This is a genomic window from Rhodoferax potami, from assembly GCF_032193765.1.
GTDB lineage: Bacteria > Pseudomonadota > Gammaproteobacteria > Burkholderiales > Burkholderiaceae_C > Allorhodoferax > Allorhodoferax potami.
The window spans coordinates 3,168,594-3,182,368 of record NZ_JAVBIJ010000001.1 but is presented as its reverse complement, the minus strand read 5'-3'; the positions used below and the strand labels follow the sequence as shown (position 1 = coordinate 3,182,368).

General features: G+C 65.0%; 13 protein-coding genes and 1 pseudogene. 13 read left to right on the top strand and 1 reads right to left on the bottom strand.

All coding sequences use genetic code 11. From position 1 onward, the window contains the following. The first annotated feature begins 20 nt into the window (after positions 1 to 20). Both alr and RAE21_RS15395 read left to right on the top strand, forming a co-directional pair. Entirely contained in the window at positions 21 to 1,115 is a 1,095-nt protein-coding gene (gene alr, locus RAE21_RS15400) for an alanine racemase (RefSeq protein ID WP_313882108.1), read from the top strand. 5 nt (positions 1,116 to 1,120) lie between these two features. Continuing rightward, positions 1,121 to 2,332 (top strand): HD-GYP domain-containing protein, encoded by a 1,212-nt coding sequence (locus tag RAE21_RS15395; protein ID WP_313882107.1) that lies wholly within the window; start codon positions 1,121 to 1,123, stop codon positions 2,330 to 2,332. Here RAE21_RS15395 and RAE21_RS15390 read toward each other — a convergent pair whose 3' ends face one another. Further along, on the bottom strand, positions 2,333 to 4,933 hold the full coding sequence (locus RAE21_RS15390; RefSeq protein WP_313882106.1) for a cation-translocating P-type ATPase: 2,601 nt from the start codon (positions 4,931 to 4,933) through the stop codon (positions 2,333 to 2,335). Positions 4,934 to 5,090: 157 nt separating this feature from the next. Between RAE21_RS15390 and radA the strand changes: the two genes are divergently transcribed. The 11 genes and pseudogenes from radA (at position 5,091) to waaF (ending at position 13,513) form a co-directional block, all read left to right on the top strand. Beyond that, positions 5,091 to 6,458, top strand: a complete 1,368-nt coding sequence (gene radA / locus RAE21_RS15385; RefSeq protein WP_313874453.1) for a DNA repair protein RadA — start codon at positions 5,091 to 5,093, stop codon at positions 6,456 to 6,458. Positions 6,459 to 6,497: 39 nt separating this feature from the next. Next, positions 6,498 to 6,833, top strand: coding sequence for a hypothetical protein (locus tag RAE21_RS15380; RefSeq protein WP_313882105.1), 336 nt, complete (start codon positions 6,498 to 6,500; stop codon positions 6,831 to 6,833). 48 nt (positions 6,834 to 6,881) lie between these two features. After that, positions 6,882 to 7,301: a DUF1924 domain-containing protein gene (locus RAE21_RS15375; RefSeq protein ID WP_428984035.1), complete on the top strand. Its 420-nt coding sequence runs from the start codon at positions 6,882 to 6,884 to the stop codon at positions 7,299 to 7,301. Between the two features lie 72 nt (positions 7,302 to 7,373). Beyond that, a complete protein-coding gene (locus RAE21_RS15370) occupies positions 7,374 to 7,856 on the top strand; it encodes a diheme cytochrome c (RefSeq protein WP_313882104.1) in 483 nt (160 codons plus the stop codon). A 15-nt stretch (positions 7,857 to 7,871) separates the two neighbouring features. Next, positions 7,872 to 8,633 (top strand): cytochrome b/b6 domain-containing protein, encoded by a 762-nt coding sequence (locus RAE21_RS15365; RefSeq protein ID WP_313882103.1) that lies wholly within the window; start codon positions 7,872 to 7,874, stop codon positions 8,631 to 8,633. An 88-nt stretch (positions 8,634 to 8,721) separates the two neighbouring features. Next, positions 8,722 to 9,390 carry a response regulator gene (locus RAE21_RS15360; RefSeq protein WP_313882102.1) on the top strand — a complete coding sequence of 223 codons (669 nt, stop codon included), beginning with the start codon at positions 8,722 to 8,724 and terminating at the stop codon, positions 9,388 to 9,390. Next, positions 9,387 to 10,745 (top strand): ATP-binding protein, encoded by a 1,359-nt coding sequence (locus RAE21_RS15355; RefSeq protein ID WP_313882101.1) that lies wholly within the window; start codon positions 9,387 to 9,389, stop codon positions 10,743 to 10,745. The genes RAE21_RS15360 and RAE21_RS15355 overlap by 4 nt, the downstream gene beginning before the upstream one ends. Positions 10,746 to 10,806: 61 nt before the next feature. Further along, positions 10,807 to 11,259, top strand: coding sequence for a glycerate kinase (locus RAE21_RS15350; RefSeq protein WP_313882100.1), 453 nt, complete (start codon positions 10,807 to 10,809; stop codon positions 11,257 to 11,259). A 50-nt stretch (positions 11,260 to 11,309) separates the two neighbouring features. Continuing rightward, positions 11,310 to 12,261, top strand: a pseudogene (locus RAE21_RS15345) (branched-chain amino acid transaminase). A 2-nt stretch (positions 12,262 to 12,263) separates the two neighbouring features. Beyond that, entirely contained in the window at positions 12,264 to 12,470 is a 207-nt protein-coding gene (locus tag RAE21_RS15340) for a zinc-finger domain-containing protein (RefSeq protein ID WP_313874446.1), read from the top strand. A gap of 8 nt (positions 12,471 to 12,478) precedes the next feature. Beyond that, on the top strand, positions 12,479 to 13,513 hold the full coding sequence (waaF, locus tag RAE21_RS15335) for a lipopolysaccharide heptosyltransferase II (RefSeq protein WP_313882099.1): 1,035 nt from the start codon (positions 12,479 to 12,481) through the stop codon (positions 13,511 to 13,513). Positions 13,514 to 13,775: the final 262 nt, after the last annotated feature.

Here is a 13,775-nt window from a genome sequence, read left to right as displayed (position 1 = left end):
CCCTTGTTGTTACCCACTCTATGCCACGTCCTATCCAAGCCACCATTCATGTCCAGGCCCTGCGTCATAACCTGGAGGTGTGCCGCCGCGCGGCGCCGGATGCCCGCATCTGGGCCGTGGTCAAGGCCAACGCGTACGGGCACGGCATTGAACGCGCCTTTGACGGCTTGCGCGGCGCAGACGGCATTGCACTCCTGGATCTGGACGAGGCCCAGCGGGTGCGCAGCTTGGGTTGGCGCGGACCTATCCTGTTGCTCGAAGGCGTGTTTGAGCAGCGCGACCTGGAGCTGTGCTCCCGCCTTGGTCTGTGGCACACGGTGCACTGCCAGGAACAGATCGACATGCTGGCCATCCACAAAACCAACGAGCCGCACCGGGTGTTTTTGAAGGTCAACTCCGGTATGAACCGTCTGGGCTTCCAGCCCGAACAGGTGCGCTCTGCGTGGACCCGCCTGAATGCCTTGCCCCAAGTGGACGAAATTTCGCTCATGACCCACTTCAGCGACGCCGACGGCCCCAAGGGCATTGCCGGTCAGATGGCGGTGTTCAAACAAGCCACCGACGACTTGCCCGGCGAGCGTACGGTCAGCAACAGTGCGGCCACCTTGCGGCATTCGGGCTCCGGCCTGGTGTCGGACTGGGTGCGCGCCGGCATTGCCACCTACGGCAGCGCGCCGGACTACCCCGAGCACGACATCGCCCACTGGGGCTTGCAGCCCACCATGACGCTTGCTGCAAAAATCATAGCTACCCGCGCACTATCGGCGGGCGATACGGTCGGATATGGCTCTAACTTCACCGCTGACAAGCCGATGCGTATCGGCGTGGTGGCTTGCGGCTATGCCGACGGCTACCCCCGCATCTGCCCCACCGGCACCCCGGTGCTGATCAATGGCGTGCGCAGCCGTGTCGTGGGCCGGGTCAGCATGGACATGATCACCGTCGACCTAGACCCGGTGCCCCAGGCTGGCATGGGTTCCGAAGTCACCTTGTGGGGGCGCGCAGCCAACGGTGCGGTGCTGCCGATTGACGAAATTGCGGCCGCTGCCGGCACCGTGGGCTATGAATTGATGTGCGCGCTCGCGCAGCGGGTACCGGTCGTCGTGGCAGACTAGCCTCCATGAAATATGTGCCCATTCCGATTGCCATGCTGGAAGTGGGACGGCCTTTGCCGATCGACATCTGGAGCGATACCGGCCAGCTGCTGTTGAAGAAGGGGCAGCCGGTCGTCTCCGAGCAGCACCGCGACAAGCTCCACGCCTTCAACGCCAGCTCCACGCCGGGCGACGCCATGGCTTGGCAGCGCGCCTACGAGCGCATGGTGCACGAGATGCTGCGCGACGGCGTGGATGTGCAAACCATTGCCCAGGCGCCCATGCCCTCCCGCATCCGCGAGGTGGACTATGTGGCGGGCACCGCACTGAGCGGCGGCTGGCCCGATTTGCAGGATGTGCTGCGCGGCATCTTGTACCAGGGTGGCTTGGCCATCAACCCGCTTTCCCGGCTGGACGGCATGGCCCGCACCGTGCTCAAGTTGCTGGAAGCGGACCCGGACGATGCGCTCTTTCGTCTGTTCCAAATGCTGGGTGACAACAGCCTGGGTTACTGCTCCACCCACGCGCTGCTGACCGGCACCATCAGCCTGCTCACCGCTGACAAGTTGGGCCTGGACCCCAGTGTGCGCCGCAGCCTGCTGGATGCTGCCCTGACCCAAAACATCGGCATGGCCCGCGACCAGGACAGTCTCTCCCGCCAGAACGCTGCACCCACCGAGTGGCAGCGCCAGCTGATTGCCGACCATGCGGGCCGGAGTGCCGACACCCTGCACCACCTCGGGCTGGAAGACGAAGACACCCTGGACCTGGTGCGCTGGCACCACAAGCCGCTGCACCCCGAGGCCCTGCCGCGTAACCGCATGGCACGCCGGGTGCTGGCGACGGCCGATGGGTTTGTGGCCAAAATGGCCGCCCGCAAATCCCGCACGCCCATGCCCGCCATCAGTGCCGCCAAATCCATATTCGCCGCGGCCGAGGGCGAAGCTGCCACCGTGGGCGGCGCCATGGCGACCAGCACCGGCTTTTACCCGCCGGGCACCTATGTGTTGCTGGTCAACGGTGACACCGCGGTTGTCGCCCAGCGGGGCGCGCGCGCCAATGCGCCCTGGGTGATCCCGGTGATGGACAAAAACAGCATGCCGGTCACGGTCTACACCTGCCGGGACACCCATGACCCGGCCTGGGCGCTGGTGACCCCCTTGAACTTTCAGTCGGTGAAGGTCTCGGTCAGCGCGGACCGGGTGCAGCGGGCCCGCGCCCGCATGCCCAAGGCCTAGTTACGCGGCCAGGGCCGCCGGGTGCTGCCGGCCGGCCCACTTCAGGCCGGCGCAGGCCAGCAGGGTGAGCCCCACCAAGCCTGCGCACACCGCCCATTGCTCGGCATTCAGGGCGGCAAATGCGGCCAGCTGCTGTATCCACGGCACATACACCATGGCCAGCAACACACCCAGTGCCACCGCACATACGCCCCACAACACGCCATTGGGCCGCAGCAACCAGGCGCGCGGGTTCAGCTGGGCGCTGCGGTTCATGAAAATCAGGCTCAGGTTGACCAGCAGCAGGGTGGTAAACGCCAGCGTGCGCGCATGCTCGGGGCTGGCATGGGCCAAACCCCAAGCCATTGCGCCCATGACCGCCATCAGGCCGACCACGCCCTGGGCCAGTGCCTGCCAGAGCGTGCCAGGATTCAGCAAAGCCGCCTTCACATCGCGCGGGGGCTGTTGCATGCCGTTTTGCTCGGCGGGCTCGTTTTCAAACACCATGGAGCAGGCCGGGTCTATCACCAGTTCCAGAAAGGCAATGTGCAACGGGAACAAGGCTGTAGGCCAACCCAGCAGCACCGGCAGCAGCGCCATGCCGGCAATCGGCACATGCACCGCCAGCACATAGGCCATGGACTTTCGCACATTGTCAAAAATACGCCGGCCCAGCCGCATTGCGGCAGTGATGGACGCAAAGTTGTCGTCCAGCAGCACCAGCGCTGCGGATTCGCGGGCCACATCGGTACCGCGTTGGCCCATGGCAATGCCCACATGGGCCGCTTTGAGGGCGGGGGCGTCGTTCACACCGTCGCCCGTCATAGCCACGATCTGCCCTTCGGCTTGCAAGGCCTGCACGATGCGCAGCTTTTGCACCGGTGCTACCCGGGCGCACACTCGGGTGTGGCGCATGCGTTCGCGCAGGGCTGCGTCGTCCAGCGAGTCGATGTCGTCGCCACTGAGCACTTCATCGGCCGCCGTGCTACCCGGCCCTGTGGCTGCGGTGAGGATGCCTGCATGGCGGGCGATGGCAGTGGCCGTGCCCGGGTGGTCGCCGGTGATCATCACCACCCGGATGCCGGCCTGCAAACACTCCGCCACCGAGTCCGCAATACCAAGGCGCAGCGGGTCTTCCAGCCCGATAAGGCCCAGCAAAGTGAAGTCAAAGTCGTGCTCCTGCCCTGGCAGGGTGATAGTGCCCGCTGCACCCGGTACCCGGCTGGAGGCCACGCCCAGCACGCGCAGTCCTTGGTTTGCCAATGCAGCGGCTGCCGCTTGGGCACGGGCCAACTCGGCAGGCGGCAGGTGGCACAGGTCGAACACCGCCTCGGGCGCGCCTTTGGCGGCCACGATGTGGGCATCACCGTCATCGGCTGTCCACACATGCGACATGGCGCGCAGCTGCGGGCTCAGGCCGTATTCGCGAACCAGGGTCCAGTCGCGGTGCAGGTGCTCGGTGTCTTGCAGGGTCTGGGCACCCAGCCGGTGGAAGGCCTGTTCCATCGGGTCAAACGGCTCCTCCACGCTGGCCAGAATGGCGTACTCGGCCACGCGGTGAAATGCCTCCGGCAGCGCGTGGGGTTCGCCGTCGGGGAGGGCCAGAGTTTGATCGGCTGCCGTGCCGCCATAGGCAAACAAGGCGGCCACCCGCATGCGGTTTTCGGTCAGGGTACCGGTCTTGTCGACACACAGCACCGAGGTCGCCCCTAGGGTTTCAATGGCGGCCAAGCGGCGGGTCAGCACCTGCTGTTTGGCAAGCCGCCAGGCCCCCAACGCCGGCAGCACGGTGAGGATGACGGTGAACTCTTGTGGAAGCAAGGCCAAGGCCAGTGCGATCCCCGAGAGCAGTGCGGCGGTCCAGTTGCCGTGCATCAGCCCGCTGGCCAGAAACAACAGCAAGCTGGCAGCTAACGCCACCACCGCTAGGCGTTTGACCAGCACGGTCGTTTGTTGTTTCAGCAGCGAGTCTTCCGGGCCCAGCCCGTCCAAGGCGCTGCCGATGCGCCCCATGGCCGACTTCGCGCCGGTATGCTCCACCCGCGCCAGCCCGTGGCCGCGCACCAGCAGGGTGCCGCCGAAGAGCGCGGCGTCGCCCCCTGTGGCGGCCTTTTCGACGGGCACCGATTCGCCGCTGAGCATGGATTCGTCCGCCATCACATCGCTGCCGCTCAAGAGCGTGGCATCCGCGGCCACCCGGTCGCCCTCGGCCAGCACCAGCACATCACCCGGCACCACGGTGCTGCCCGGCACGGCTTGGGCCTTGCCGTCGCGCAGCACCAGGGCCTGCGGGCTGGCGAGTTGGCGCAGGGCCTGCATGGCGTGTTCGGTTTTGCCCTCCTGGTAGAGCGTGAGCGCCACCACCATCACCACCAGCCCGAGCAGAATGCCGCCCTCTTGCCAGTCGCCCAGCAGGCCGTAGAGCACGGCAGCCCCCAGCAGTAGCAGGAACATGGGCTCGGTCAGCGTCTCGCGGGCGATGGCGGTCCAGCGCCGTGCGCCGGCGCCGGGCAGTGCGTTGGGGCCATGGGTGGCCAGCAACTTGGCGGCTTGCGCGCTGCTTAGGTCTTGGGGGGCAGTGCTGTCGGCAACAGATGCCGTTGTTTCAGGTGAAATTGGCATGTAGCCCTTGTGGAAGGTGCGCGAGCAGCTCCTGATTTAGTAGCAAACTCCCGGGGCACTTTTCACCATGCTAGGGGCGCGTGGCGCTGCTGTCTGTGATCTGGCGCATGGTCTGCGCTGTTTGATATCTGTGGTTTTGTACAGTATTATTCCCGCCATGGCCAAAGACAAAACTATCTACACCTGCAACGAGTGCGGCGGCACCAGCCCCAAATGGCTGGGCAAGTGCCCGCACTGCAACGCCTGGAACACGCTGATCGAATCCGTGGCCAGCAGCGACGGGCCGGCCAAAAACCGCTTCGCCTCGCTGGCCAAGACGGCCGAGGTCACGGTGCTCTCCGACATCGAGGCGCAGGACGTAGACCGCACCCCCACCGGCCACGAGGAGCTGGACCGTGTGTTGGGCGGCGGCATGGTCGAAGGCGGCGTCGTGCTGATCGGCGGGGACCCCGGCATTGGCAAGTCCACGCTCTTGCTGCAAGCGCTCGATTCGCTGCAGCGCTCGGGCAAGTCCACGCTCTACGTGACCGGTGAAGAGAGTGGAGCGCAGGTCGCCTTGCGCTCGCGCCGCCTGGGGCTGGACCACTCGCAGGTCAAGGTGCTGGCCGAGATTCAGCTCGAAAAAATCCTCGCCACCCTCGAGGCCAACCGCCCGGACGTGGCGGTGATCGATTCCATCCAGACCGTGTACTCCGAGCAGCTCACCAGCGCGCCGGGCTCGGTCGCCCAGGTCCGCGAATGCGCAGCCCACCTGACCCGCGCGGCCAAGGCCAGCGGCACCGCCATCGTGCTGGTAGGCCATGTGACCAAAGAGGGCGCGCTGGCCGGACCGCGCGTGCTGGAGCACATGGTGGACACGGTGCTGTACTTTGAGGGCGACACGCACAGCCAGTTCCGGCTGGTGCGCGCCATCAAAAACCGCTTCGGTGCGGTGAACGAGATTGGCGTCTTCGCCATGACCGAAAAAGGCCTCAAGGGCGTGAGCAACCCCAGCGCCATCTTCTTGAGCCAGCACGCCGAGCCGGTGCCCGGCAGTTGTGTGATGGTGACGCTGGAAGGCACCCGCCCGCTCTTGGTGGAAATTCAAGCGCTGGTGGACATGGGTGGCCCGTCGCCCCGCCGTTTGAGTGTGGGCTTGGACAAAGACCGCTTGGCCATGCTGCTGGCGGTGTTGCACCGCCACGCTGGCGTGGCGTGTATGGACCAGGATGTATTTATCAACGCGGTGGGCGGCGTGCGCATCGGCGAGCCGGCCGCCGATTTGGCGGTGATGCTGTCCATCACCTCCAGCCTGCGCGGTAAGCCCTTGCCCAAAGGCTTTATCGCCTTTGGCGAAGTGGGGCTGGCCGGCGAGGTGCGCCCTGCACCCCGTGGCCAGGAGCGCCTGAAAGAAGCGGCCAAGCTGGGCTTCACCATCGCGGTGGTGCCCAAGGCGAATGCGCCCAAAAAGCCCATCGAGGGCATGACCATCCACGCAGTAGAGCGGGTGGAAGAAGCCATGAACGTGGTGCGCGGCTTGACCTGAGGCAATACGCTCCGGCCTGTAAATGCCTACACTGCAGGCATGCGCTGGCTGACCAAACTGCCCCATTCGATCCGCTCTGCCTCCGGGCTGGAGTGGGCCTTGTGGCGCAAGCTCCCCCTGATTGCGTTGGTGGGCACCGTGCTGCCTTTGCTGGGGCTGGCGCTCTACCAGGCGTTCGCAGAGGCTGCTAGCCCTGCAGAGGCGAGGGCTCTGCAGTTGGCGGAGTACATTGTGTTCGGGGTCATCGTTTTCCACTGGACGCTGGTGATCACCGCGGCCATCGGCTGTGTGGTGGTCATGGTGATGAAAGGCCCCGGCTATGTGGCCGACGGGCTGGAAGTCAGCCATAGCGATCAGCCGCGCGCCGACCTGTAGCGCACTGCGGCGCACCCCTTAAGACCGGCTTAATCTTCGCGGGCCACCATGCAGGGCATGGAGGTCACTAAGTCATGTATCCGCACCGCAGCCCGCGCACTCATGCTGGCTGCCGAACTGGCCGGCACTGCCTGGGCCGGCACCTCGCAAGAGCAGCTGGGCGCCCTGAGCGCCCAAGCCGGCCGCAGCCCCAGCGCGGCGCAAGGCCAGCAGTTTTTCAATGCCCAACATGGCCGCGAGTGGAGCTGCGCCTCTTGCCACAACGCCCAGCCCACGGGTGCAGGCAAGCACGCGAATACGGGCAAATCCATCTCCGCGCTCGCGCCCGCATTTAACCCCGAGCGCTTCACCGATCCCGCCAAAAGCGAGAAATGGTTCCGCCGCAACTGCAATGACGTGCTCGCCCGCGAATGCACCCCCGCTGAGAAAGCCGATGTGCAGGCCTGGCTGGTGAGCCTCAAGCGCTGAGTTGTGCCCCTTCGCAAAGGAATAACTATGAAAAACAAGTCCCTATCGCCCGTCCTATATGCGCAAGCAGCTATGAAATGGATAGCAATTTTGCTGCTGGCCGGCGCTGGCCTGGCGCGCGCCGACAGCCCGCAACGCGTCACGCCGCTGCCCAAATACCAGCAAGAGTGCGCTGCCTGCCACTTGGCGTATCCGCCCGGCATGTTGCCCGCCGCGTCGTGGAAGCGACTCATGGGCTCGCTGGATAAACACTACGGCACCGATGCCTCGCTCGACGAAGCCAGTGTGCGCGAGATCAGTGGTTGGCTGCAAACCCATGCGGGTACCTACAAGCGGGTGTCTGAAGAGCCACCGCAAGACCGTATCACCCGCTCGCAGTGGTTTGTGCGCAAGCACAGTGAGGTGGATCCGCAAATCTGGAAGCAGGCGGCCGTCAAAAGCGCCGCCAATTGCGCGGCGTGCCACACCGCGGCCAACAAAGGCAGCTTCCGCGAATCTGAAATCCAATTTCCCAAAGGGCTGGACGCGCGCTTTCGCCGCAACTGGTCTGATTGATTGAAAGGCAGCCCCATGGTCACGACCTCCATTCCCGGCTCTACCGGGGCCGGCAAGCCCGGCACCCCCGCCTTGCCGGTGCGCAGCCGGCGTATGGTGGATGCGCCTACCCGCATGTTCCATGCCTTGTTTGCGCTGTGTTTTCTGGGCGCCTATGTCACCTCCGAGGGGGAGTCCATGCGCTTGCTGCATGTCACGCTGGGTTACAGCATGGCGGGGTTGTTGGTGTTTCGGGTGATCTATGGTTTGGTCGGTCCGCGCCATGCCCGGCTGTCCCTCTTGTGGCGCAAGCTGCAGACGGCGCCGCAGTGGCTGGGCTCAGTCCGGCAGTCCCTGTCCGGCAGGGCCGGCGTGGCGGTGAACTGGCGTCAGGGGCAGAACTTGGCACTGGCTTTCGCCGTGGTGGCCCTGTTGCTGATGGTGGTGCCCCTGGCACTCAGCGGCTATGGCAGTTACAACGAGTGGGGCGACTGGCTGGAGGATGTGCATGGGGTGATCGGCGATGCCTTTTTGGCGCTGGTGCTGGCCCACATTGCGCTGATCGCGGTCATGAGCGTGTTGCGCCACAAAAACATGGCGATGCCCATGGTGCACGGCCGCACCGAGGGCCCCGGCCCGGACTTGGTCACGCGCAACCACGCGTGGTTGGCCGTCTTGGTCCTGGTGGCGGTGCTGGGCTATTGGAGCTGGGAGTGGCAGCAGTCCCCCAAGGGCTTGGTCTCTGCGCAGGCGGTGAGCGACTTGCTGAGCGGGCGGGAATCCGGTGATTCTGATTGAGTGGCACGCGAAAGATGCGCGCACAGCGCGGGTGCAAAATGACACGGCGCCCCCACTTCGCGCCCCCGATTTTTTGATGGAATAACCCATGCGTATCCTGTTGGCGGAAGACGACTCCATGCTGGGCGACGGCCTGCGGGCCGGCCTGCGGCAGGCCGGCTTTCAGGTGGACTGGGTGCGCGATGGCGTGGCCGCCGAACGCGAGCTGCGCGCGGTGGACTACGCCGCCGCCGTGCTCGACCTCGGCCTGCCCGGCAAAGACGGCATGGAGGTGCTGCAGGCCCTGCGCGCCGCCCGCAACACCACCCCCGTGCTGGTGCTCACGGCCCGTGACGCGGTGCCCGACCGCATCCGTGGGCTGGACGCCGGGGCTGACGACTATGTGCTCAAACCGGTAGATCTGCACGAGCTGGCCGCGCGGCTGCGCTCGCTGGTGCGCCGCTCGCACGGGGTGGCGCAAGACATCTTGCAGGCCGGCGCGCTGCGGCTGGACCCCTCTGCCCGGCAAGTCACCTGGCAGGAGGCGGTAGTGCCTTTGTCGACCCGCGAGTTTGATTTGCTGCACGCCTTGATGCGCAGCGCCGGCCGGGTGCTGTCGCGCGAACAGCTGGAGCAGCAGATGTACAGCTGGGGGCTGGAGGTGGAGAGCAACACCATTGAGGTGCATATCCACCACCTGCGCCGCAAATTGCAGGCCGACGTGATCCAGACCGTGCGGGGCGTGGGCTACATCCTTAACCCAAAGGCGGGCTTGTGAGACTGCCTGCACTCCACTCGATGCAGCTGCGCCTGCTGGCCTATTTGTCGGCCGGTGTGGCACTGGTGTGGCTGGCAGCCGCCGCCTGGACCTGGGTGGATGCCCGCCACGAGCTCGACGAGCTGCTGGACAGCCATCTCGCCCAGGCTGCCGCCTTGCTGGTAGTGCAGCAAAGCCATGTGGACGATGACGAGAACGAAGAAGAAGAAGCCCCGGTGCTGCACAAATACGCGCCGCGGGTGGCATTTCAGGTGTTTCACGAAGGGGTGCTGGTCGCCCGCTCCGGCAACGCGGGTCTGACGCCCATGAGCCGCGAGACCCGTGGTTTTGACACGGTGACCCTGGACAACGGCGACCGCTGGCGGGTGTTTGCCACCCGGGGCAGCAGGCGCGATATCCAGGTGTATGTGGGGGAGCAGCTCGATTCGCGCGACGGCATTTTGCGGGCGGTGTTACGCGGCATGTTGCTGCCCTCGATGTTGGCCTTGCCCCTCTTGGCCGCCCTGATGTGGTGGGCAGTGCGCAAGGCGATGGCCCCGCTGGATGCCCTGGGCCACAGCCTGCGCAGCCGCGCACCAGACAGCACCGCGCCGCTGCCCCGCGACAGCCTGCCCACAGAAATGCGCCCCATGGTCGACGAGCTCAATGCCCTGTTGCGGCGCATCGAGGGCATGGTGGCCTCCGAGCGGCGCTTTACTGCCGATGCGGCTCACGAGTTGCGCACCCCGATTGCCGCGATCCGCACCCAGGCTCAGGTCGCCATGGGCGCGGTGGACGATGCGGATGAGCGTCGCCATGCCTTGCAGAACACGCTGGCCGGCTGTGACCGTGCGGCGCGTTTGGTGGATCAGCTGCTCACGCTGGCCCGCTTGGATGCACCCGCCAGTGCAGCCGCCTCGGGGCGCACCGACCTGAGTGCGCTGGCGCGCAGTGTCGCCGCAGACATGGCGCCACAGGCCTTGGCGCGGGGCCAGGACCTCGAGCTGCAAGCGCCGCAGCAGTGCCCGGTCACTATCGACGAGGTGCTGCCGCGGGTCCTGCTGCGTAATCTGCTGGACAACGCCTCGCGCTATGCGGGCGACGGCGCGCGCATAGCAGTGTCGGTGGCTGTGGTGCGGGGTTGGGTACAGCTCACGGTGCAGGACAGTGGGCCGGGCTTGTCACCGGCCGAGATGGCCCGGCTGGGCGAGCGCTTTTTCCGGGTGCTGGGGACGGCGCAGACCGGGAGTGGCTTGGGCTGGTCTATCGTCCGGCGCATTGCGCAGGCCACGGGGGCGCAGGTGGAGGTCACACACTCTGCAAGCTTGGGCGGCTTGCAGGTGCAGGTGTCCTGGCGGATGGCCGAGCCCGCTTAGTGGCAGTGCGGCGCGTAGGGCGTTTGATTGCAGCGGCACCGGAGCCTGCGAAAATCGCCTGATGATGTTTCAAAAAATCCAACGAATCGTGATTCCGCTGGCCGCTTTGGCGGCCTTGATCCTTGGCTACCGGCACTATGGCTGGCCTGGCGTAGCTTTGGTGGGCGGTGGCCTGATCATGTGGCAGTTGCTGCACTTCACCCGCATGTTGCAAGTGCTCAAGCGGGCGGCCAACCGGCCTATCGGCCATGTGGACAGCGCCGTCATGCTGCACGCCAAGCTGCGAGCCGGCTTGCCCTTGCTGCATGTGGTGGCCATGACCCGCTCGCTGGGGCAGCTCGAATCCCCCAAAGACACCCAACCTGAGCGCTATCGCTGGACTGATACCTCGGGCAGCACGGTGCTGTGTGTGTTCCATGGCGGCAAGCTCCAAAGCTGGGACTTGCAGCGTCCCTCGCAAGACGAAGCGTTGCCAGAGCCCGCGCACGCCGCTGCGGTGGAATCGGCCTCGTAAAATCCCCCTTTTTGCAAATTCCTGCAAATCCCTCTCTTCAAGGACACCCGATGAGCGTACTCCCACCTTCTATGTCTGATCGCGACGGCAAAATCTGGATGGATGGCCAGATGGTCGAATGGCGCGATGCCAAGATCCACGTGCTGAGCCATACGCTGCACTACGGGTGCGGTGCCTTTGAAGGCGTGCGGGCCTACAACACGGTGAATGGCCCCGCCATCTTCCGCCTGCAGGAGCACACCGAGCGCCTGTTCAACAGCGCCAAGATCCTGCGGATGACGATCCCCTTCACCCAGGAGCAGGTCAACGAAGCCCAGTGCGCCGTGATCCGCGAAAACAAACTCGAATCCGGCTACCTGCGCCCCCTGACCTGGATCGGCGACAAAAAGCTGGGTGTGTCCCCCAAGGGCAACACCATCCACTTGATGGTGGCGGCATGGCCATGGGGTGCGTACTTGGGCGAAGAGGGCATGAAGCGCGGCATCCGCGTCAAAACCAGCAGCTACACCCGCCACCACGTCAACATCACCATGACGCAAGCCAAGGCGGTGAGCAACTACACCAACTCCATTCTGGCCAACATGGAAGCCACCGATGACGGTTACGACGAAGCCTTGTTGCTCGACAGCTCCGGTTTCGTGTCTGAAGGCGCGGGCGAAAACATTTTCGTCATTAAGAACGGCGTGATCTACACCCCCGACTTGTCTGCCGGCGCCCTGAACGGCATCAGCCCGCAACACCGTGTTCCACATCGCCAAAGATCTGGGCCTGGAAATTGTGCAAAAGCGCATCACCCGCGACGAGGTGTACATCGCTGACGAAGCCTTCTTCACCGGCACCGCCGCAGAAGTGACCCCGATCCGCGAACTCGACCGCATTGCCATGGGCAAGGGCGACTACGTGGGCAGCCGTGGTCCGATCACTGAAAAAATCCAATCCGCGTTCTTTGACATCGTCAACGGCCGCAACCCCCAATACGCCCACTGGCTCACGAAAGTCTGAATATGTCCCAAGCAGTAGTTGAACTCCTGGCCAGCGATTTGAACCACCAAGGTGGCGTGTTTTGCCCCAGCCCGGTGGCAGGCATGCAAACCTGGAACACCCACCCCAAGGTGTACCTGGATGTGGGTCGCTCCGGCGAAGCCAAGTGCGCGTATTGCGGCACCGTGTACAAGCTGAAAGACGGCGAGCACTTCGCAGCAGGTCACTGAGCGTGCAGATGGCCCCAAGCCAGGCGGCCACCGGCCGCTTCGGTGGGGAGTCATTGATCATCGCTCCCCAATGGATCGGGGATGCGGTGATGACCGAGCCGCTCTTGCGCCGGTTGGCGGCGCGGGGTGAGCGCATTACTGTGGCTGCGGTGCCGTGGGTGGCACCGGTCTACCGCGCCATGCCCCAGGTGGCAGAGGTGCTGGTCTTGCCCTTCGCGCGTGGCGGCGTCCAGTGGGCTGCGCGCCGTGCCTATGCGGCCGGTTTGCGGGGCCGATTCAACCGGGCCTATGTGTGCCCCAACTCCCTCAAAAGTGCGCTGATCCCTTTCTGGGCCGGCATCCCTGTGCGCGTGGGCTACTCGGGTGAGCTGCGCTTCGGGCTGCTGAACCGCCGCCTGCCCAATCCCCCCCAAAACAGCCGCCCGCCCATGGTTGCGTTTTATTCCGCCTTGAGTGGCGAAACCGGCGTGGACCACGACCGGCCGGCGCTGCAGGTTGCACCCGGCGCGATAGCGGCGGTGCTCGCGCCGCGCGGCTTGCAATCGCAAGGTTTTTATGTGGTGGCACCGGGCGCAGAGTACGGCCCGGCCAAGCGCTGGCCGGCAGCCCATTTCGCTGCCATGGCCGCGGGGCTGGAGCAGCCGGTGTTGTTGCTGGGCTCGGCCAAGGATGATGCGGTGTGCACCGAGATTGCAGAGGCGGTGAATGCCCTGCGCCCGGGCCATTGTGTGAATCTGGCCGGGCGCACCAGCCTGGACGAAGCGGTGGCGCTGATTGCCGGCGCGCACGCCATGGTGAGCAACGACTCGGGCCTGATGCATGTCGCGGCCGCATTCGGGGTGCCGCAGGTGGCGATCTTCGGATCGTCCAGTCCGCTGCACACGCCGCCGCTGAATCCGGCGGCCACGGTCCTGTGGCTGAAGAATGACCCCGCCTACCAACCGCCGCTAGATTGCGCGCCGTGCTTCAAGCGGGAGTGTCCGCTGGGGCACACACGCTGCCTGAACGACATCACTCCGGATAAAGTGCTATCGATTTTGTAGCTTCCTGCGCAGATTCTGCCAGCGATAGCGCCTGATTTGGCGCAAAAAAAAAGCCACCCGAGGGTGGCTTTATAAAGTCCCCGGAGGGACGTCGTTGGAACCTGTTGAAGGAGGCCTATTGATTGGCCTTCTCTTCTATCCTTGTGAACTGTGACAGCAGCTGGGATGAATTTTCTCGCGCATGTGCACTGAGCGGTATCCCCCATTCGGGTGAATTTGCACTCTTTTTTCACATTTTTTGTGCAGTGCAGCGTTTTCTCAT